19 protein-coding genes are annotated in these 18,481 nt (G+C 69.2%); 14 read left to right on the top strand and 5 right to left on the bottom strand.

Annotation, left to right across the window (positions count from 1 at the left end):
* Window positions 1-40: 40 nt before the first annotated feature.
* The gene (gene choX, locus AB6A69_RS13990; RefSeq protein WP_371061231.1) at window positions 41-970 is read right to left on the bottom strand and encodes a choline ABC transporter substrate-binding protein; all 930 of its coding nucleotides are present in this window, start codon (window positions 968-970) and stop codon (window positions 41-43) included.
* A gap of 115 nt (window positions 971-1,085) precedes the next feature.
* Between choX and betI the strand changes: the two genes are divergently transcribed.
* From betI to AB6A69_RS13965, 5 genes are all read left to right on the top strand, one after another.
* Entirely contained in the window at window positions 1,086-1,700 is a 615-nt protein-coding gene (gene betI, locus AB6A69_RS13985; protein WP_371061230.1) for a transcriptional regulator BetI, read from the top strand.
* Entirely contained in the window at window positions 1,697-3,154 is a 1,458-nt protein-coding gene (gene betB / locus AB6A69_RS13980; protein ID WP_371061229.1) for a betaine-aldehyde dehydrogenase, read from the top strand. The genes betI and betB overlap by 4 nt, the downstream gene beginning before the upstream one ends.
* A gap of 82 nt (window positions 3,155-3,236) precedes the next feature.
* Window positions 3,237-4,895, top strand: a complete 1,659-nt coding sequence (gene betA, locus AB6A69_RS13975) for a choline dehydrogenase (RefSeq protein ID WP_371061228.1) — start codon at window positions 3,237-3,239, stop codon at window positions 4,893-4,895.
* A 54-nt stretch (window positions 4,896-4,949) separates the two neighbouring features.
* Window positions 4,950-5,624: a thermonuclease family protein gene (locus tag AB6A69_RS13970; RefSeq protein WP_371061227.1), complete on the top strand. Its 675-nt coding sequence runs from the start codon at window positions 4,950-4,952 to the stop codon at window positions 5,622-5,624.
* A gap of 89 nt (window positions 5,625-5,713) precedes the next feature.
* Window positions 5,714-5,962, top strand: a complete 249-nt coding sequence (locus AB6A69_RS13965; RefSeq protein ID WP_371037873.1) for a YdcH family protein — start codon at window positions 5,714-5,716, stop codon at window positions 5,960-5,962.
* A 63-nt stretch (window positions 5,963-6,025) separates the two neighbouring features.
* On the opposite strand, the gene AB6A69_RS13960 is transcribed toward AB6A69_RS13965, so the two are convergent.
* The 3 genes from AB6A69_RS13960 to AB6A69_RS13950 all read right to left on the bottom strand — a co-directional run bounded on the left by AB6A69_RS13960 (window position 6,026) and on the right by AB6A69_RS13950 (window position 9,266).
* Window positions 6,026-6,499 carry a hypothetical protein gene (locus AB6A69_RS13960; protein ID WP_371061226.1) on the bottom strand — a complete coding sequence of 158 codons (474 nt, stop codon included), beginning with the start codon at window positions 6,497-6,499 and terminating at the stop codon, window positions 6,026-6,028.
* A 75-nt stretch (window positions 6,500-6,574) separates the two neighbouring features.
* Window positions 6,575-7,966 carry a short-chain fatty acyl-CoA regulator family protein gene (locus AB6A69_RS13955; RefSeq protein WP_371054515.1) on the bottom strand — a complete coding sequence of 464 codons (1,392 nt, stop codon included), beginning with the start codon at window positions 7,964-7,966 and terminating at the stop codon, window positions 6,575-6,577.
* An 85-nt stretch (window positions 7,967-8,051) separates the two neighbouring features.
* The gene (locus AB6A69_RS13950) at window positions 8,052-9,266 is read right to left on the bottom strand and encodes a multidrug effflux MFS transporter (RefSeq protein ID WP_371061225.1); all 1,215 of its coding nucleotides are present in this window, start codon (window positions 9,264-9,266) and stop codon (window positions 8,052-8,054) included.
* Between the two features lie 182 nt (window positions 9,267-9,448).
* On the opposite strand from AB6A69_RS13950, the gene AB6A69_RS13945 reads away from it, so the two are divergent.
* The 8 genes from AB6A69_RS13945 (at window position 9,449) to AB6A69_RS13910 (ending at window position 15,676) form a co-directional block, all read left to right on the top strand.
* The gene (locus tag AB6A69_RS13945; protein WP_371037869.1) at window positions 9,449-10,981 is read left to right on the top strand and encodes an acyl-CoA carboxylase subunit beta; all 1,533 of its coding nucleotides are present in this window, start codon (window positions 9,449-9,451) and stop codon (window positions 10,979-10,981) included.
* A gap of 79 nt (window positions 10,982-11,060) precedes the next feature.
* A complete protein-coding gene (locus AB6A69_RS13940) occupies window positions 11,061-11,405 on the top strand; it encodes a hypothetical protein (protein WP_371061224.1) in 345 nt (114 codons plus the stop codon).
* Window positions 11,375-11,779, top strand: a complete 405-nt coding sequence (locus tag AB6A69_RS13935) for a DUF6497 family protein (RefSeq protein WP_371054511.1) — start codon at window positions 11,375-11,377, stop codon at window positions 11,777-11,779. The genes AB6A69_RS13940 and AB6A69_RS13935 overlap by 31 nt, the downstream gene beginning before the upstream one ends.
* A gap of 214 nt (window positions 11,780-11,993) precedes the next feature.
* Window positions 11,994-12,140, top strand: a complete 147-nt coding sequence (locus AB6A69_RS13930) for a hypothetical protein (protein WP_371037866.1) — start codon at window positions 11,994-11,996, stop codon at window positions 12,138-12,140.
* Window positions 12,141-12,263: 123 nt separating this feature from the next.
* Complete coding sequence (locus AB6A69_RS13925; protein ID WP_371061223.1) at window positions 12,264-12,611, top strand: hypothetical protein; 348 nt, start codon at window positions 12,264-12,266, stop codon at window positions 12,609-12,611.
* A gap of 45 nt (window positions 12,612-12,656) precedes the next feature.
* Entirely contained in the window at window positions 12,657-13,016 is a 360-nt protein-coding gene (locus AB6A69_RS13920) for a hypothetical protein (protein WP_371061222.1), read from the top strand.
* A gap of 319 nt (window positions 13,017-13,335) precedes the next feature.
* The gene (locus AB6A69_RS13915) at window positions 13,336-13,539 is read left to right on the top strand and encodes a hypothetical protein (RefSeq protein WP_371037863.1); all 204 of its coding nucleotides are present in this window, start codon (window positions 13,336-13,338) and stop codon (window positions 13,537-13,539) included.
* A gap of 136 nt (window positions 13,540-13,675) precedes the next feature.
* Complete coding sequence (locus AB6A69_RS13910) at window positions 13,676-15,676, top strand: acetyl-CoA carboxylase biotin carboxylase subunit (RefSeq protein WP_371061221.1); 2,001 nt, start codon at window positions 13,676-13,678, stop codon at window positions 15,674-15,676.
* Between the two features lie 40 nt (window positions 15,677-15,716).
* Here the strand turns inward: AB6A69_RS13910 and AB6A69_RS13905 are convergent, their stop codons facing one another.
* Window positions 15,717-16,193, bottom strand: coding sequence for a DUF4174 domain-containing protein (locus AB6A69_RS13905; RefSeq protein ID WP_371054507.1), 477 nt, complete (start codon window positions 16,191-16,193; stop codon window positions 15,717-15,719).
* A gap of 128 nt (window positions 16,194-16,321) precedes the next feature.
* On the opposite strand from AB6A69_RS13905, the gene scpA reads away from it, so the two are divergent.
* On the top strand, window positions 16,322-18,463 hold the full coding sequence (gene scpA / locus AB6A69_RS13900; RefSeq protein ID WP_371061220.1) for a methylmalonyl-CoA mutase: 2,142 nt from the start codon (window positions 16,322-16,324) through the stop codon (window positions 18,461-18,463).
* Window positions 18,464-18,481: the final 18 nt, after the last annotated feature.

Genomic DNA, 18,481 nt, shown 5'->3' with positions numbered 1-18,481 from the left:
CCCCCCCCCCCCCCCCCCCCCCCCCCCCCCCGCGCCGCGTTCAGTTCAGGCCAAGCTCCTGCGAGACCGCGGCGGCCGCGTCCGAGCCGTCACGGGCGGTGACGCCCTCGAGCCAGCCCATGACGGTCTCGGGGTTCCGTTGCATCCACGCCACGGCGGCCTCGCGCGGGTCGGCGCCATCGTCCAGGATCGCGCCCATGATCTCGTTCTCCATGGCGAGCGAGAATTCGAGATTTTGCAGGAACGCGCCCAGGTTGGGGCACTCCTCCACGAAACCCGCCCTGACATTGGTGTAGACGGTGGCGCCGCCGAGATCGGGGCCGAACCAGTCGTCGCCGCCCGTAAGGTAGGTGAGGTCGAAATTCGCGTTCATCGGGTGCGGCTCCCAGCCGAGAAACACGATCGGATCGCCCGACCGCGTGGCGCGGGCCACCTGCGCGAGCATGCCCTGCTCGGAGCTTTCGACCACGTCGAAGCCCGAGAGGCCGAAGGCGTCGCTTTCGATCATGTCGAGGATCAGGCGGTTGCCGTCATTGCCCGGCTCGATGCCGTAGATGCTCTCGTCGAGCGCATCGGCATGGGCGGCTATGTCGGCGAAACTCGTGATGCCGAGTTCAGCGCCGTGCGCGTTGGTGGCGAGCGTGTATTTCGCGCCCTCGAGGTTGGCGCGCACCGTGTCCACGGTGCCGTCCTCGCGGTAGGGTGCGATATCGTTTTCCATCGTGGGCATCCAGTTGCCCAGAAAAACGTCCACATCCCCGTTGGAAAGCGAGACGTAGGTCACCGGAACGGACAGCACCTTGGTCTCGGTGTCGTAGCCCAGCGCGTCGAGGACCGCGGTGGTGGCGGCGGTGGTCGCGGTGATGTCGGTCCAGCCCACGTCCGAGAACGTGACCGTTTCGCACTCCGCGAGCGCCGGCAGCGCGGCGGCCGAGAGCGCGAGGGTGGAGAGGGTGGTCCTGAAGGTCATGTCGGGTCTCCCTTGTCGGTTCGGTTTTTCTTGATTGACGCATCAATAAAAAACCATCTAGCCTTCGGATGCAACAGTCGGGTGAGCCCGGCCTCGAGTCAACGCGGGACATGGGATGCCGAAGACGGGAATGGAGCCGATCCGCCGCGCCGCGCTTGTGGAGGCCACGATCGACGAGATCGGGCAGGCCGGAACGCTTGACGTGACCGTGGCGCAGATCGCGCGCCGCGCCGGCATGTCGAGCGCGCTCGCGCATCACTATTTCGGCGGCAAGGAACAGATCTTCCTCGCGGCGATGCGCCATGTCCTCGCGCTCTATGGCGCGTGCGTGCGCGGCGCTCTGGCGATGGCCGACGGCCCGCACGCCCGGCTGGAGGCGATCGTGCGCGCGAGCTTCGCGGGAGAGAACTTCCGCGCCGAGGTGATCTCTGCCTGGCTGAACTTCTACGCGCTCGCCCAGCGCAACGCCGACGCGCGCCGGCTCCTGACGGTCTACCAGGCGCGACTGCGCGCGAACCTGCGCCACGCGCTCCGCCCGCTCGCGGGCGACGATGCGGAGCGGCTGGCCGAGACCGCTGCCGCGCTGGTGGACGGGGTGTATCTGCGCGAAGGTCTCGGGCACGGCGCGCCCGACGCCCAGGCCGCCGCCGGGCTCGTGCTCGACTGCCTGTCCCCACATCTCGAGGCCGCAGCGCGCGGCGCCCGACGCGAAAAGGAGGTGACACGATGACCGTCGATCCCCGCCCGAAAGCCAGCCATTTCATCGCCGGGCGCCCGGTGGAGGACGCCGCGGGCGACCCGATCCCGGTGATCTACCCCGCCACCGGCGAGGAGATCGCGCGCGTGCACGGCGCGACGCCGGACCTGGTGGAGGCCGCGATCGCCTCCGCCCGCGCCGCGCAGGAGGACTGGGCGGCGCGCCCCGGCGTGGAGCGGGGCCGCGTGCTGCGCCGCGCCGCCGACATCATGCGCGAGCGCAACCGCGAACTCTCCGAGCTCGAGACGCTCGACACCGGAAAACCGTTGCAGGAGACGCTGGTGGCCGACGCGACCTCGGGCGCCGACGCGCTGGAATATTTCGGCGGGCTCGCCGGCGCGCTCACTGGCGAGCACATCCCGCTCGGTCAGGACTGGGCCTACACCGTGCGAGAGCCGCTCGGGCTCTGCGTCGGGATCGGGGCCTGGAACTACCCCACGCAGATCGCCTGCTGGAAGGCCGCGCCGGCGCTCGCCTGCGGCAACGCGATGGTGTTCAAGCCCTCCGAGACGACGCCGCTTTGCGCCCTGAAGGTCGCCGAGATCCTCGTCGAGGCCGGTCTGCCCGAAGGCGTCTTCAACGTCGTGCAGGGGGCGGGCGAGGTGGGGCACGCGCTCGTCACCGATCCGCGCGTGGCCAAGGTCTCGCTCACCGGCTCGGTGCCCACGGGGCGAAAGGTCTACCAGGCGGCGGCGGAGGGGATACGCCACGTCACCATGGAGCTCGGCGGCAAGTCGCCGCTTCTGGTCTTCTCGGACGCCGACCTGGAGAACGCGGTGGGCGGTGCGATCCTCGGCAATTTCTACTCGACGGGGCAGGTCTGCTCGAACGGCACGCGGGTCTTCGTGGAGCGCGGCATCAAGGAGCGCTTCCTCGACCGGCTCACCGAGCGGCTGGAGGGGATCGCGATGGGCGACCCGCTCGACGAGGCCACGAATTTCGGCCCGATGGTGAGCGCGCGGCAACGCGAGATCGTGCAGGGCTACATCGCCAAGGGGCAGGAGGAGGGCGCGCGGCTCGTCCATGGCGGCGGCCGGCCCAACCGCCCGGGCTTCTGGATCGAGCCCACGGTCTTCGCCGACGTCACCGACGACATGACCATCGCCCGGGAAGAGATCTTCGGGCCGGTGCTGAGCGTGCTCGATTTCGACGGGGAGGAGGAGGCGATCCGCCGCGCCAACGCGACGGAATACGGCCTCTCGGCGGGCGTGTTCACCCGCGATCTCGCCCGCGCGCACCGGGTGATCGGACGGCTGCGGGCCGGGTCGTGCTACATCAACTCCTACAACGACGCGCCGGTCGAAGTGCCCTTCGGCGGCACGAAGGCGTCGGGGGTCGGGCGCGAGAACTCGCGTGCCGCGATCGAGCACTACTCGCAGCTGAAGTCGGTCTTCGTGCGGATGGGCGACGTGGAGGCGCCCTACTGAACGGGCGGCCCCGCGCGGCGCCGCCCCGCCCGCCCACCCGCGCCGCCGCGCGGGGCCGGGACACGCGATCGAGGTGGAGATAATGGAAGCGGATTTCGTCATCGTGGGGGCGGGCAGCGCCGGCTGTGCCATGGCGTGGCGGCTGGCGGAGGCGGGCGCCTCGGTGCTCGTGATCGAGCATGGCGGCACCGATGCCGGGCCTCTGATCCAGATGCCGGGCGCGCTCAGCTTTCCGATGAACATGGCGCGCTATGACTGGGGCTACCGGACCGAACCCGAGCCGCATCTGGGCGGGCGACGCCTCGCCTGCCCGCGGGGCAAGGTGGTCGGGGGGTCCTCCTCGATCAACGGCATGGTCTATGTCCGCGGCCATGCGCGCGATTACGACCACTGGGCCGAGACCGGCGCGCAGGGCTGGTCCTATGCCGATGTTCTTCCCTATTTCCGCCGGATGGAAACCTGGCACGACGGCGGCCATGGCGGCGATCCGGACTGGCGCGGGACGGACGGCCCGCTGCACGTCAGCCGCGGGCGGCGCGACAACCCGCTCACCCGCGCCTTCGTCGAGGCCGGCCGGCAGGCGGGCTACGAGACCACCGAGGATTACAACGGCGAGAAGCAGGAAGGCTTCGGCGCGATGGAGGCCACGATCTGGCGCGGGCAGCGCTGGTCGGCGGCCAACGCCTACCTGAAGCCCGCCCTGCGGCGCGACGGCTGCGATCTGGTGCGCGCCTTCGCCCGCCGCGTGGTCATCGAGGAGGGCCGCGCCACCGGCGTGGAGGTGTCACGCGGCGGCCGCGTGGACGTGATCCGCGCCCGCCGCGAGGTGATCCTCGCCGCCTCTTCGATCAACACGCCGAAATTGCTGATGCTCTCCGGGATCGGTCCGGCGGCGCATCTCGCCGAGCACGGGATCGGGGTGGTCGCGGACCGGCCCGGGGTGGGCGCCAACCTTCAGGACCATCTGGAACTCTACATCCAGATGGCGGCCAGCCGGCCGGTGAGCCTTTATTCCTACTGGAACCTGCCGGGCAAGGCGTGGGTGGGCGCGCGCTGGCTTTTCACGCGCAGGGGCCCGGGCGCCTCGAACCAGTTCGAGAGCGCGGCCTTCATCCGATCGCGCGCGGGGGTGGAATACCCCGACATCCAGTACCACTTCCTGCCCATCGCGGTGCGCTACGATGGTCAGGCGGCGGCCGAGGGGCACGGCTTTCAGGCCCATGTCGGGCCGATGCGCTCGGCCGCGCGCGGGTCGGTCACGCTGCAGGGCGCCGACCCCGAGACGCCGCCGCGCATCCTCTTCAACTACATGAGCGAACCGCAGGACTGGGCGGATTTCCGCACCTGCATCCGCCTGACCCGCGAAATCTTCGCCCAGCCCGCCTTCGCGCCCTTCGTCCGCCACGAGATCCAGCCGGGCGCGGCGGCGCAGAGCGACGACGCGCTTGACGGGTTCATCCGCGAGCATGTCGAAAGCGCCTATCACCCTTGCGGCACGGCACGGATGGGGCGCCGCGACGATCCCGGCGCGGTGGTCGATCCCGAGGGACGGGTGATCGGGGTGGACGCGCTTCGGGTGGCTGACAGCTCGGTCTTTCCGCGGATCACGAACGGCAACACCAACGCCCCGTCGATTCTCGTGGGCGAGAAGATGGCCGATCACGTGCTCGGGCGCGATCCGCTGCCGCGCGACAACCGCGCCCCATGGATCCATCCCGGCTGGCGCACCGCGCAGCGTTAAGCATGGTCGCGAAAACCGCTTGATCCCGCGGGCTTGTCCCGCGAGATTAACGGAATGTTAAGAATTCGTTCCATTCTTGTTCTGGCCCTCGTCGCTCTTGCCGGGGCGGTCCCGGGCCTCCGGGCCTCGGCCGGGCCCGCGGGCATCGTTCAGGTGATCGACGCGGACACGCTCCGCGTGGGCGGGGCGACGGTGCGGCTGCACGGGATCGACGCCCCCGAGCACGACCAGACCTGCCGCCGCGCCGACGGGCGAGAGTGGGCGTGCGGCGCCTGGGCGTCGCGCGAGGCGCGCGCGCGCCTCGAGGGCCGGCGCGCCGTCTGCGCAGAGCGCGACCAGGACCGGTATGGCCGGATCGTGGCGCGCTGCGACATGGGCGGCCGGGATATCGGGGCGATGCTCGTCGCCGAGGGCGTGGCGGTCGCCTACCGGCGCTACTCGCACGACTACGTCCCCGTAGAGCGCGAGGCGGCGCGCGCGGGGCGGGGCCTCCACGCCAGCCGCTTCGTGCCGCCGGAAGCCCACAGGCGCGCCACTCCGCCCCGACCCGAGGCGGGCTCCGCACGCTGCCGCATCAAGGGCAACATCGCCGGCGACGGCGAGCGGATCTACCACGTCCCCGGTCAGCGCGACTACGCGGCCACCCGCATCAGCGAGCGCCGTGGAGAGCGCTGGTTCTGCTCGGAGCAGGAGGCGCGCGCCGCGGGCTGGCGACGGGCCATGCGATAGCTCCTGCGCGCTTGATCGAGGTCAAGGCTGGACGAGGTCCCCGTGCCTAGGCTGGCCGCCAGCCCAAGGACAAGGAGGAGACGCAAGAGATGTCCCATACGCCGCACGAGCTGCACGAAGAATTTCCGGAATTCGCAGAGAAGATCAGCGCGCTCAAGCAGTCGGACGCGCATTTCGCCAAGCTTGCCGACCGCTATCACGACCTCAACCGGCAGGTGCACCGCGCCGAGACCAATGTGGAACCGGTGGAAGAACTGGCCGAGATGCAGCTGCGCAAGGAGCGCGCGGGCCTCAAGGACGAGATCTACGCCTACCTGAAGGCCGGAACCGAGGCCTGACGCCTGCCTGCCGGCGCGTCGTCGTGGGGAGGACCTGCGATGGCGGCGCTGACCCGCGACCGCTCAGATGCCGAAGATGTCGCCCATGTTCTCGATGATCGCGACGAGCAGCACGACGCAGGCGATCAGAAGCGCCACCAGCCAGATGAACTGGAAGGTGATCGCGGCGGCGCCGAGGCTGGCGCCGTAGGCCGCATAGCGCCGATTCTCGCGCGCGATGGCCGAAATCGCGGCCAGGACGAGTGCTGCGATACCCAGAAGCGGTGCCGCGATGGCGAGTGCGGCCCATGCCGTGAGGGCAGATGGCTCCGGCTCGGGCGCGGACAGGCCGAAAAAGGAGCGCCAGGCAGATCGCCTTATCTCTCCCGCGATCTCGCCGATCTGCGCGCCCACCGATGGCGTGGGCTCGAGGGTGGGGCCAACGATCTGGACGAAGACGAGCACGAGGCCCGCCACGCCGGCCAGCACGGCCCAGGCGCCCCATTGGCGCAGCGGGCTCGGATCGCCCGCGCCCGGAATTTCGGCCTGACTGTTCATGCCGCCACAATGGCAGGCGTTTCTGGCGGCAATATGGCGCTCCGGCCGATGCCGCCTTGCCCGACCGCTGACGTCTCACTCCACGTGATAGGGCAGGACGCCGCGCCGGTCGGGGTCCACGCGCAGCCGCCGCTCGAGCGGCGGAACCGCGCGCTGGTGGCACTCCGTGCGCTCGCAGATCCGGCAGGAGATGCCGATGGGCTCGAAGGCACGGGCGTTCTCCACGTCGAGATCGTCGGCGTAGACGAGCGCGCCCGCATGCGCCACCTCGCAACCCAGCGCGATGGCGAAGCGGCGCGTCGGCGCGCCGAAGCGCCCGCCCGGCTTCGAGACGTCGCGCGCGAGCGAGATGTAGCGCACGCCGTCCGGCGTCTCGGCGAGCTGGCGCAGGAAACGCCCCGGCGTCTCGAAGGCGCGGTGCACGTTCCAGAGCGGGCAGGCGCCGCCGAAGCGCGCGAACTGAAGTCGGGTGGCCGAATGACGCTTGGTGATCGTGCCGGCCTGATCGACGCGCACGAAGAAGAACGGGATTCCCTTCGCGCCGGGACGCTGAAGCGTGGCGAGGCGGTGCGCCACCTGCTCGATCGAGGCGCCGAAGCGATGCGCGAGGAGCTCGAGATCGTGGCGCGTCCGCTGGGCGGTCGCGAGGAAGGCGCCATAGGGCATCATCGCGGCGCCGGCGAAGTAGTTGGCGAGCCCGATCTTGGCGATGTCGCGGGCCTCGCCCGTGCGGAAGCGCGCGAGATCGAGTGTCGCCTCCAGCAAGGGGCTCTGCGTGAGCAGCGCCAGCTGAAGAAGCATCTGGAACGTCTGCGTCTCGGGCGCGGCGCGCGACGACAGCACCAGCCGCTTCGTCGCGGCATCGTACTGCCGCAACCCGTCGGTGTCCTCGCGCGTGACGGTCACGCCGGCCTCCGCCAGCCGCGCCTCGGCGCGCGCGGGTCCGGCCATCGCGTCGCCGCCCGCGAACCGCTCGGCGGCGCGGTCCACCGCGTCGATGTAGTTGTCGCAATAATGGAAGAAGTCGCGCACTTCCTCCCAGGGCGAGGGCCGGACGCGCGCATCCTCGCGCCCCAGCGCCTCGTCGAGGGAGGCGAGGCGCTCATGCACCTCGCGATAGGCGCGGTGAAGCCCGAGGAAGGCGCGGGCGAGGGCGGGTGCGTTCGACGCCGCGAGGCGGAGATCGGCCACCGGCGGCGGATCGGCGAAGACCGGATCGGCCAGCGCCTCGCGCATGTCCGAGACCAGCCGCTCGGCTTCGCCCGAGCCGAGTTCGGTCACGTCGAAGCCGAATTCCTCGGCCAGCGCCAGCACCACCGTGGTGGAAAGCGGGCGATTGTTGTTCTCCATCTGGTTGAGATAGGGCAGCGACACGCCGAGTTTCGCGGCGAACGCTTTCTGGGTGAGATCCATCCGGGTGCGGATCTCGCGCAGTTTCGCGCCTGCGAAAAGCTTTCTGGGCGGCATGGGCGGCGACTCGTGGCGGCGCGGGAGGGTTTGCAGCTTCGCGTTTCCCAGCGATAGCTTTGCAAAGCCGTCCTGCCAACCCCGATCAGATCCCGAGCTGTCGCTCGCGGCGGATGACGTAGAGGATTGCGGCGACGCCGAGCGCCGCCGAGCCGCCCATGATGACCAGAAGCGGCGCCGCGCTGGAGCCGGGGCCGAGGGCGAGGCCAGCCAGCGCGGAAAGCGCCGCGCCGCCGCCGATCATGATCGCGCCGCCCAGGCCGCTGGCCGAGCCCGCGAGATGCGGGCGCACCGACAGCATTCCCGCCGTGGCGTTGGGGATCGACATCCCGTTGCCGAGACCCACGAAGAACATGAAGCCGAAGAAGCTGGCCGCCGAGGACGCCCCGGCCAGCACGACCGCCAGCGAGGCCGCGCATCCCAGCGTGACGCAGGCCGTGCCCCAGAGCACCATGGCGTTGATCCCGAAGCGCACCGAGGCCACGCCCGACAGGAAATTGCCCAGGAAGTAGCCCACCGCCGGGGCGCCGAAGTAGAGGCCGAGTTCCTGCGGGCTGAGGCCGTAGACCTCGGTGCCCACGAAGGGACCGCCGCCGAGATAGGCGAAGAAGGCGCCCGAACCGAGCGCCGAGGCGACGCTGTAGCCCCAGAAGCGCGGCGCTCGCAGAAGCTCGGGGTATTGGCGGAACTGCGCGGCGAGGCTGATCTCGCCGCGCTGGCCGGTCTCGCCGAGGTCGAGCCAGACCAGCGCCAGCACGGCCGCGCCCATCCAGAAGAGCAGCCAGAAATTCGCCTGCCAGCCGAAGGCCGCGTCGAGGAAGCCGCCGATCGCGGGGCTGATCATCGGCACCACCGCCATGCCCATGGTCACGAAGGCGATCATGGAGCCGGCGCGCTCTGCCGGGACCATGTCGCGCACCACGGCGCGGCCGAGAACCATGCCGACGGCGGCGCTGGCCTGGATCATCCGGAAGACCAGGAAGACGGTCGCGTTGGGCGCCCAGATGCAGCCCAGCGTGGCGACGCAGAAGATGCCGAGCCCGGCGAGTGTCACCGGGCGGCGGCCGAGATTGTCCGCGATCGGCCCCACCAGCACCTGGATCACCGCGCTGACCGCGAGGTAGAGGCCGACCGAAAGCCCGATCACCGCGGAGGAGGTGCGGAAATGCTCGGCCATGGAGGGCAGGCTGGGCAGAAACACGTTCATCGCCATCGCGGACATGCCGGTCAGCGTGATGAGCGTGAAGAGGTGTGGTGGCGTCGTCCGGGACAGGAACCGGACCTCGGGAAGGGCGGGCATGCCATACCGGTTAGGCCCGCGCCGCATGAATGTCCATCGCCCGGCTGCCGCGGGGACGATCTTTGCCGATTTGCATGTTAGCGCAGAGCCCTTTGCTTGGCTTTGCAAATTTGCCCGTTTTTCCTTTTTCGCCGGGCGGCCCATCGTTAAGGTCTGCCGAACCGGCACGAAGGGGAGGCGTGATGAAGGACATCCTGCAGGAACTCGAGACCCGCCGCGGCGAGGCACGTCTCGGTGGCGGCCAGGCGCGGATCGACAACCAGCATGCCAAGGGCAAGCTGACGGCCCGCGAGCGTATCGAACTGCTGCTCGACGAGGGCAGCTTCGAAGAGTTCGACATGTTCGTCACGCATCGCTGCACGGATTTCGGAATGGAGGATTCCAAGCCCTACGGCGACGGCGTCGTCACGGGCTGGGGCACGGTCAACGGCCGCCAGGTCTATGTCTTCGCGCAGGACTTCACCGTGCTGGGCGGCTCGCTGTCCGCGACCCATGCCATGAAGATCGTGAAGATCATGGACATGGCGATCCAGAACGGCGCGCCCGTCATCGGCATCAAGGACTCGGGCGGCGCGCGCATCCAGGAGGGCGTGGACAGCCTCGCGGGATACGGCGACGTCTTCGACCGCAACATCCTCGCCTCGGGCGTCATCCCGCAGATCAGCGTCATCATGGGCCCCTGCGCGGGCGGGGCGGTCTATTCGCCGGCCATGACCGACTTCATCTTCATGGTGAAGGATTCCTCCTACATGTTCGTGACCGGCCCCGACGTGGTCAAGACGGTGACGAACGAGCATGTCACGGCGGAGGAACTGGGCGGCGCGACCACCCACACGCGGAAATCCTCGGTCGCCGACGGCGCCTTCGAGAACGACGTGGAGGCGCTGGCGGAGGTCCGCCGGCTCGTGGATTTCCTGCCGCTCAACAACCGCGCCGGGACGCCCGTCAGGCCCTTCTTCGACGATCCCAAGCGCGTGGAACCCTCGCTCGACACGCTGGTGCCGGAAAACGCCAACACGCCCTACGACATGAAGGAGCTGATCCTGAAGGTCGCGGACGAGGCGGATTTCTACGAGATCCAGGAGGATTTCGCGAAGAACATCATCACCGGTTTCATCCGGCTCGAAGGGCGGACGGTCGGCGTGGTGGCGAACCAGCCGATGGTGCTGGCCGGCTGCCTCGACATCGACTCGGCGCGCAAGGCCGCGCGCTTCGTGCGCTTCTGCGACGCCTTCGAGATCCCGCTTCTGACCTTCGTGGACGTGCCGGGCTTCCTGCCGGGAACCAAGCAGGAATACGACGGCATCATCAAGCATGGCGCGAAGCTCCTTTTCGCCTATGGGCAGGCCACCGTGCCCAAGGTCACCGTCATCACCCGCAAGGCCTATGGCGGTGCCTACGTCGTCATGGCGTCGAAGCACCTGCGCGGCGATTTCAACTACGCTTGGCCCACCTCCGAGGTCGCGGTGATGGGCGCGAAGGGCGCGGTGGAGATCCTCTACCGCTCCGAACTCGGCGACCCCGACAAGATCGCCCGGCGCACCCAGGATTACGAGGACCGCTTCGCCAACCCCTTCGTGGCGGCCGAGCGCGGCTTCATCGACGAGGTGATCCAGCCCCGCTCCACCCGGATGCGCGTCGCCCGCGCCTTCGCGAGCCTGCGCAACAAGAAGGTGGAAACGCCCTGGAAGAAGCACGACAACATTCCGCTTTGAGCGTTCCGATGCGTCTTGCCGCTTCGAAGACCCCCGCCCGCGATGGCCTGCGGCGCCCGGCCGTGCCGGGGGGCGCCCGATGAGCCGCGCGGGCTGGCACGGCGCCTTCGAGGGCGATCGCTTCGTGCTGGCGCGGCGCCTGCCCGTGCGCTGGGATGTAGCGGCCAGCTGCCGGATGCCCCGCGTCTCGGCCCCGCGCCTGGCGCGCGCGGTGCGCCAGGACGTCTGGCGGGCCCTGCGCCGGCTGCGCGGCTTCGCGCCGAGCGTCGAGATCGCGCCGGAGGGGCAGGGGCTTCGGGTGACGGCGGGCGGCCGGGTGGATGGCCCGCTTCCCCGTGCCAGCGTCGAGGCGCGGCTTGCCGAGCTGCTCGCCTGCCCGGTGCGCCGGGCGCGATGGACCGCATATGCGGGGCCGGCCCGGTGATGCGCCCGGCGCTCTTGTTGATCGCGGCGGCGGGCGTCGCGGCCGCGGAGGGCACCGTGCCGGTGCCCTCGGGCCAGCCGGTCACGCGGATCGAGATCATCGAGGAGATGATGGCCGAGGGGCCGGTCCTGCGATACCGTTTCCTGGCCCCGAAGGCCGCGACGCTCGACTTCGAAACCCGCATGGCCGACATGGCGCATCTGTGCGAGTCGGTCGCCGTGCCGGATCTGCGCGACGCCGGGCCGGAGCGTCCCAGGGTGGTCGTCAGCCTGTCGGAAAAGCTCGTGGAATTCGGAGCGCGGGATGCCAGCGTGGCGCAATTCTTCGAGTCCTACACGGTCGCCGAAGATCGCTGCATCTGGGAGGCTTTTTGATGTGCCCTCAAGATCTGGTGGTTTTTCGCGGTTTTTCGGACGCGGATGCGACATTCGGGCCACAACCCCGGCGCATCGCGCATGCGGCATATGATTCCTTCATGGATTGCCGTAATTTGCACCAAGGTTGCCCGGAGGTGACCCGTGCCTCTCCGGCGTGTTCGGCGGACAAGTTGGTGCGTCGGCGCGCTACAAACTTAAACAGGAGTAACAAATGGCCAAGATCGTCAAGCTGTGCGCACTGTTCGGCTTCACCGCCGTCATCGCGGCCTGCGGCCAGCAGCAGCAGCAGGAAGAGTTCATCGTGGTCGAGCCCGAGCCGATCACGCAGGAACCGACCAGCACCGGCAAGTACAAGTAAGCCGGCTTCGGGACGGGCCCATGGGTCCGTCCCGCCTTCACCGCCACGGCGGGCTGAGCATCCTTTCTGTGCGCAAGCGAAGCCGTGCGGTACTTCGCTCATCGCCATTCCGGAGGATGTCAAATGGCTCATATCAGGTCCCTCATCGTTACCGCCGCGCTCTGCGCCGGCCTCGCCGCCTGCGGACAGCAGCAGCAGCAAGCCGCGCCCCAGCCCGTCTACGTTCAACCGACATTCGACAAGTTCGGCGGCGCGAGCTGCCCGGACGGGTACGCCGTTTCGAGCACCGCGAGCGGTCAGATCGTCTGCATCCCCGTGGGCCAGCGCACGCCCGGCCAGCCGGGTTACGGTAACGGAACCCGGACACCGGAGACGCCCGAAACCCCCGGTACCGCGCCCGGCCAGAACCAGAACCGGAACCAGAACGAAAATCAGAACCAGAACAACCAGCAGACGGGCGCCGGCACCTGACGCCACGCTCGCACGCGGCATGGCCACCCCGACGCGGGGGCGGCCATGCTGAAGCACCGAGGCTTTCCCGGCCGGCTGCCCGGCACCGATTACCAGTTCACCATCCGGCGGGCGAACCCGAAGGGCGCCACCGCGATCATCCGCCGCGAACGCCACGCAGACCGCAGGCCGGCCGACCGCCGCGCCGACACGGTCTTCGTCGCCGCGCTGTGGCATCATTTCGGTGACACGCCCTTTCCGCGCGGCAACCTCGATGCCGGTCGTCTCAGCTGGCTTTTTGGCCGAGAAGTGCTTCCCGCCGACGATCCTTTCGATCCGGCCGATTATGACGCGCGGCTCGTGCTGGACGCGACGGCGGCGCGACGCGCCTTCCCCGAGGCGTTCGAGGACAACCCATGGGCATGATCCCGCGCATCCGGTCCCGATCTTGGCGGGTTGCGGCCGAATGGTGCCGCACGGGAACATCGCGCTTGCGGTGCGCGGGGTTCGGCGGATCAATGCAATCTGCACGGGAAACGCTTGCGTCGCGGAACGCGGCCGCGGGCCCGGGTTACCCTTCCCCTGACGGGCGGACCGCTCTCCCCCCGGAGCGGCCGCCCGGATTTTTTTCCGACGCGCGGGAAGCTGCCGAGCCCGACGTGGCGCGCTGGCAAGGTCTTGCGCGCGGGCGTGCCGTTGGGGCATCAATGAGACGCGTAGCAGTCAACGATAAGGAAGCGAACACATGCGAAATGCGTTCCGGGCCATGGCCCTTGCAGGCGTCGCCCTCGTGGCCGCGTGCGGCGACACCCCGCTCGAACAGGGCGTCACTGGCGCCGCGGGCGGCGCCGTCGCCGGCGAAGTGCTCTTCGGCGAGGCGCTCACCGGCGCCGCGATCGGTGCGGCCGGCTCCGTCGCCTATTGCCAGCGCTTCCCAGAGCGCTGCTGACACCGGGCGCGGCCACGCCGCGACCCGTCCAATCGATACCGGGACCATCGGGGCCGCCGCCGCCCCGGTGGTCCTTTTTGCGTTCAGCGATACCGGCGCCCGGGCGCCGGCCATGAAAGACCGGAAGGGATAGCGCATGTTCAAGAAGATCCTGATCGCGAACCGGGGGGAGATCGCCTGCCGGGTCATCAAGACGGCCCGCGAGATGGGCATCGCGACGGTCGCGGTCTATTCGGACGCGGACAAGAACGCGCTGCACGTGGAAATGGCCGACGAGGCCGTGCATATCGGCCCGCCGCCGGCCAACCAGTCCTACATCGTGATCGACAGGATCATGGAGGCGATCCGCGCGACCGGCGCCGAGGCGGTGCATCCGGGCTACGGCTTCCTGTCCGAGAACCCGAAATTCGCCGACGCGCTGGCGCAGGCGGGCGTGGCGTTCATCGGCCCGCCCAAGGGCGCGATCGAGGCGATGGGCGACAAGATCACCTCGAAGAAGATCGCCCAGGAGGCCGACGTGAACACGGTGCCGGGATACATGGGCCTCATCGAGGATGCCGAGGAGGCGGTGCGTATCTCTTCCGACATCGGCTACCCGGTGATGATCAAGGCCAGCGCCGGCGGCGGCGGCAAGGGCATGCGCATCGCCTGGACGGACGACGAGGCACGCGAGGGCTTCCAGTCCTCCAGGAACGAGGCGGCCAGCTCCTTCGGCGACGACCGGATCTTCATCGAGAAGTTCGTCACCCAGCCGCGCCACATCGAGATCCAGGTTCTCGCCGACCAGCACGGCAACTGCATCTACCTGGGCGAGCGCGAATGTTCGATCCAGCGGCGCAACCAGAAGGTGATCGAGGAGGCGCCCTCGCCCTTCCTCGACGAGGAGACGCGCCGGAAGATGGGCGAGCAGGCGGTCGCGCTCGCCCAGGCGGTGGGCTACACCTCCGCCGGCACGGTCGAGTTCATCGTGGACGGGCAGAAGAACTTCTACTTCCTCGAGATGAACACGCGCCTGCAGGTGGAGCACCCGGTCACCGAGCTCATCACCGGGATCGACCTCGTGGAGCAGATGATCCGCGTCGCGGCCGGAGAGCCGCTGACGATCGCGCAGTCGGATGTCAGGCTCAATGGCTGGGCCATCGAAAGCCGGCTTTACGCGGAAGACCCCTACCGCAACTTCCTGCCCTCGATCGGCCGGCTGACCCGTTACCGCCCGCCCGCCGAGCTTGCCGTGGAAGGCGCCGTGGTGCGCAACGACACCGGCGTGTTCGAGGGCGGCGAGATCTCGATGTTCTACGACCCGATGATCGCCAAGCTCTGCACCTGGGGGCACACGCGCCTCGAGGCGATCGAGGGGATGCGCAACGCGCTCGACGCCTTCGAGGTCGAGGGGATCGGCCACAATCTGCCCTTCCTCTCGGCGGTGATGGATCATCCGAAATTCGTGGCGGGCGAGATGACGACGGCCTTCATCGCCGAGGAATGGCCCGACGGCTTCGCCGGCGTGCACTTGCCCGAGGACCAGCTGCGCCGCGTCGCCGCGGCCGCCGCCGCGATGTACCGGGTGGCAGAGATCCGGCGCACCCGCATCTCGGGACGGATGGACAACCACGAGCGCAAGGTGGGCGCCGACTGGGTGGTGACGCTGCAGGGTGCGGATTACGCCGCGCGCGTGGAGGCCGACCGGGAGGGCGCGACGGTCAGCTTCACCGACGGGCAGGCGCATCGCGTCTCGGGCGGCTGGACGCCGGGCGACCCGCTTGCCGAGATGACGGTGGACGGCGCGCCGCTGGTGATGAAGGTGGCCAAGATCTCGGGCGGCTACCGGCTTCGGCTCCGCGGCGCCGACCTCAAGGTGCATGTGCGCACCCCGCGGCAGGCCGAGCTTGCGCGGCGCATGCCCGAGAAGGCGCCGCCCGACACCTCCCGCATGCTGCTCTGTCCCATGCCGGGACTGATCATGAAGGTCGACGTGGAGGTGGGGCAGGAGGTCCAGGAAGGCCAGGCGCTCTGCACCGTCGAGGCCATGAAGATGGAGAACATCCTGCGCGCCGAGCGCAAGGCGGTGGTCGCGAAGATCAACGCCGCGGCGGGCGACAGCCTCGCCGTGGACGACGTGATCATGGAGTTCGAGTGAGCCCGCCGCGCAGCACCGACGCGTCCCGCCGGCCGCGCCTTCAGCGCGCGCCGGCCGCGCCCTGCTCGCGGACTTCCTGCTGGCGGAGCGGCAGCTTGTCGATGGAGGCGGTGATCTCGCGCACATCCCACGGCAACGGCTTGCGCGTGATTAGCGTGCCGTCCTTGCCGATGATCGCCAGCATGAAGCCGCGCGGGCGCAGTTCCCGGCGCAGCGCCGAGCGCGCGGACGGGTCGGTATCGGTAAGCACCACGACGTCGCGGTATGCCAGCGCCTCCTCTCGGGCGCGGATCTCCTCCATCTGCTGGACGAAGCGCGGATCGTTCGGGCTGTCGGCGAACACGACGACGGGGCGTGCCACCCAGAGAAATTCCTCGAGCGTCAGGTCGGTGCCGTCGCGGATGATCGAGGCTTCCGCCGTTTCTTCGGCGGTTTCGGACTGCGCGGCGTCGGCCTGCTGCGCTGTCACGGGATGCGCCGCGAGCGCGGCGAGGATGATGGCGGCTATTCGGGTCATGGTCACTCCTGTCGCCGGAGATATAGTCGGCGCCCGAGAAATTGCGAAACCCCCTAGTGACGCACGGGCGATTTTTTCCCCGAAAGAACCGGGCGCTCCGGCGCGCCGCGAAAGATGAGGACCACGACATGACCAGCAAGAAGGACGCCTGGCGCGCGCTCGCCGAGAAGGAGCTGAAGGGCCGGCCGCTTTCGGATCTGACCTGGGACACGCTCGAGGGCATCGCGGTCGAGCCGGTCTACACCGAGCAGGATCTCGAGGGGCTGGACCATCTGGGCGCGCTGCCCGGCTTCGAGCCCTTCGTGCGCGGCCCCCGGGCCACGATGTATGCCGGCCGCCCCTGGACGATCCGGCAATACGCGGGCTTCTCCACCGCGGAGGACTCGAACGCCTTCTACCGCAAGGCGCTGGCCGCGGGGCAGCAGGGCGTCTCTGTGGCCTTCGACCTCGCCACCCATCGCGGCTATGACAGCGATCACCCGCGCGTGGTCGGCGATGTCGGCAAGGCGGGTGTGGCGATCGACAGCGTGGAGGATATGAAGATCCTCTTCGACGGTATCCCGCTCGACAAGGTGTCGGTCTCGATGACGATGAACGGCGCGGTGATCCCGACGCTCGCCAACTTCATCGTCACCGGCGAGGAACAGGGCCACGACCGCTCCGTGCTCTCGGGCACGATCCAGAACGACATTCTGAAGGAGTTCATGGTGCGGAACACCTACGTGTATCCGCCCGAGCCCTCCATGCGCATCGTGGCCGACATCATCGAGTACACGATGAACGAGATGCCGCGCTTCAACTCGATCTCGATTTCCGGCTACCACATGCAGGAGGCCGGCGCGAACCTCGTCCAGGAGCTGGCCTTCACGCTCGCCGACGGCAAGGAATACGTGAAGGCGGCGATGGCGCGCGGGATGGACATCGACCGCTTCGCGCCGCGGCTGTCGTTCTTCTTCGCGATCGGGACGAACTTCTTCATGGAGATCGCCAAGCTGCGCGCCGCGCGGCTGCTCTGGCACGGGATCATGGAGGAGCTGGGCGCGCAGGACCCGCGCTCCAAGATGCTGCGCACCCACTGCCAGACCTCGGGCGTGAGCCTGGCCGAGCAGGACCCCTACAACAACGTCGTGCGCACCGCCTACGAGGCGCTTTCGGCCGTCCTCGGCGGGACGCAGTCGCTGCACACCAACGCGCTCGACGAGGCGATGGCCCTGCCCACCGAGTTCTCGGCCCGGATCGCGCGGAACACGCAGCTCATCCTGCAGGAGGAGACGGGCGTCACCAATGTCGTCGATCCGCTGGCGGGTTCCTATTACGTCGAGAAGCTGACCCACGATCTCGCCGAGAAGGCCCGCGCGATCATCGCGGAGATCGACGAGATGGGCGGCATGACGGAGGCGGTGATCTCCGGCATGCCTAAGCTGCGCATCGAGGAGACCGCGGCCACCCGGCAGGCGATGATCGACCGGGGCGAGCAGGTCGTGGTCGGGGTCAACAAGTACCGGCTGCCGCACGAGGAGGATCTGGACATCCTCGCCATCGACAACGCGAAGGTGCGCGAAAGCCAGATCGCGCGGCTGGAGACGGTGCGCGCCGCGCGCGACCAGGCTGCCTGCGACGCGGCGCTGGCCGAGGTCGAGCGCGCGGCCGGCGAGGGCGGCAACCTGCTCGGCGCGGCGGTGGGGGCCGCGCGCGCCCGGGCCACCGTGGGAGAGATCAGCATGGCGATGGAGAAGGTGTTCGGCCGCCACCGGGCCGAGGTGAAGACTCTGGCGGGCGTCTACGGAAAGGCCTACGAGGGCGACGAGGGCTTCGCGGCGATCCAGAAGGCGGTCGAGGATTTCGCCGACGAGGAGGGCCGCCGCCCGCGCATGCTCGTGGTCAAGATGGGGCAGGACGGGCATGACCGGGGCGCGAAGGTGATCGCCACGGCCTTCGCCGACATCGGCTTCGACGTGGATGTGGGGCCGCTGTTCCAGACCCCCGAGGAGGCCGCCCAGGACGCGATCGACAACGACGTGCATGTCGTGGGCGTGTCGTCCCAGGCGGCGGGCCACCGGACGCTCGCGCCGCAACTCGTGGACGCGCTGCGCGAGAAGGGCGCGGGCGATGTGCTGGTGATCTGCGGCGGGGTGATCCCGCAGCAGGACTACGAGTTCCTCAAGACGTCGGGCGTGAAGGCCATCTTCGGGCCGGGCACCAACATCCCCGATGCGGCGAAGGACATCCTGGACCTGATCCGCAAGGCGCGCAACGGCGAGGCGGCCTGACGCGCCGAAGCGGCGGGG

The sequence above is a fragment of the Rhodosalinus sp. 5P4 genome (assembly GCF_041365695.1).
Taxonomy (GTDB): domain Bacteria; phylum Pseudomonadota; class Alphaproteobacteria; order Rhodobacterales; family Rhodobacteraceae; genus Rhodosalinus.
This window is presented reverse-complemented; position numbering and strand designations above follow the sequence as displayed.

Bases quoted from the DNA above. Each gene is read 5' to 3' on its own strand.
- choX (WP_371061231.1), bottom strand. From the start codon at position 970: ATGACCTTCAGGACCACCCTCTCCACCCTCGCGCTCTCGGCCGCCGCG.
- betI (WP_371061230.1), top strand. From the start codon at position 1,086: ATGCCGAAGACGGGAATGGAGCCGATCCGCCGCGCCGCGCTTGTGGAG.
- betB (WP_371061229.1), top strand. From the start codon at position 1,697: ATGACCGTCGATCCCCGCCCGAAAGCCAGCCATTTCATCGCCGGGCGC.
- betA (WP_371061228.1), top strand. From the start codon at position 3,237: ATGGAAGCGGATTTCGTCATCGTGGGGGCGGGCAGCGCCGGCTGTGCC.
- AB6A69_RS13970 (WP_371061227.1), top strand. From the start codon at position 4,950: ATGTTAAGAATTCGTTCCATTCTTGTTCTGGCCCTCGTCGCTCTTGCC.
- AB6A69_RS13965 (WP_371037873.1), top strand. From the start codon at position 5,714: ATGTCCCATACGCCGCACGAGCTGCACGAAGAATTTCCGGAATTCGCA.
- AB6A69_RS13960 (WP_371061226.1), bottom strand. From the start codon at position 6,499: ATGAACAGTCAGGCCGAAATTCCGGGCGCGGGCGATCCGAGCCCGCTG.
- AB6A69_RS13955 (WP_371054515.1), bottom strand. From the start codon at position 7,966: ATGCCGCCCAGAAAGCTTTTCGCAGGCGCGAAACTGCGCGAGATCCGC.
- AB6A69_RS13950 (WP_371061225.1), bottom strand. From the start codon at position 9,266: ATGCCCGCCCTTCCCGAGGTCCGGTTCCTGTCCCGGACGACGCCACCA.
- AB6A69_RS13945 (WP_371037869.1), top strand. From the start codon at position 9,449: ATGAAGGACATCCTGCAGGAACTCGAGACCCGCCGCGGCGAGGCACGT.
- AB6A69_RS13940 (WP_371061224.1), top strand. From the start codon at position 11,061: ATGAGCCGCGCGGGCTGGCACGGCGCCTTCGAGGGCGATCGCTTCGTG.
- AB6A69_RS13935 (WP_371054511.1), top strand. From the start codon at position 11,375: ATGGACCGCATATGCGGGGCCGGCCCGGTGATGCGCCCGGCGCTCTTG.
- AB6A69_RS13930 (WP_371037866.1), top strand. From the start codon at position 11,994: ATGGCCAAGATCGTCAAGCTGTGCGCACTGTTCGGCTTCACCGCCGTC.
- AB6A69_RS13925 (WP_371061223.1), top strand. From the start codon at position 12,264: ATGGCTCATATCAGGTCCCTCATCGTTACCGCCGCGCTCTGCGCCGGC.
- AB6A69_RS13920 (WP_371061222.1), top strand. From the start codon at position 12,657: ATGCTGAAGCACCGAGGCTTTCCCGGCCGGCTGCCCGGCACCGATTAC.
- AB6A69_RS13915 (WP_371037863.1), top strand. From the start codon at position 13,336: ATGCGAAATGCGTTCCGGGCCATGGCCCTTGCAGGCGTCGCCCTCGTG.
- AB6A69_RS13910 (WP_371061221.1), top strand. From the start codon at position 13,676: ATGTTCAAGAAGATCCTGATCGCGAACCGGGGGGAGATCGCCTGCCGG.
- AB6A69_RS13905 (WP_371054507.1), bottom strand. From the start codon at position 16,193: ATGACCCGAATAGCCGCCATCATCCTCGCCGCGCTCGCGGCGCATCCC.
- scpA (WP_371061220.1), top strand. From the start codon at position 16,322: ATGACCAGCAAGAAGGACGCCTGGCGCGCGCTCGCCGAGAAGGAGCTG.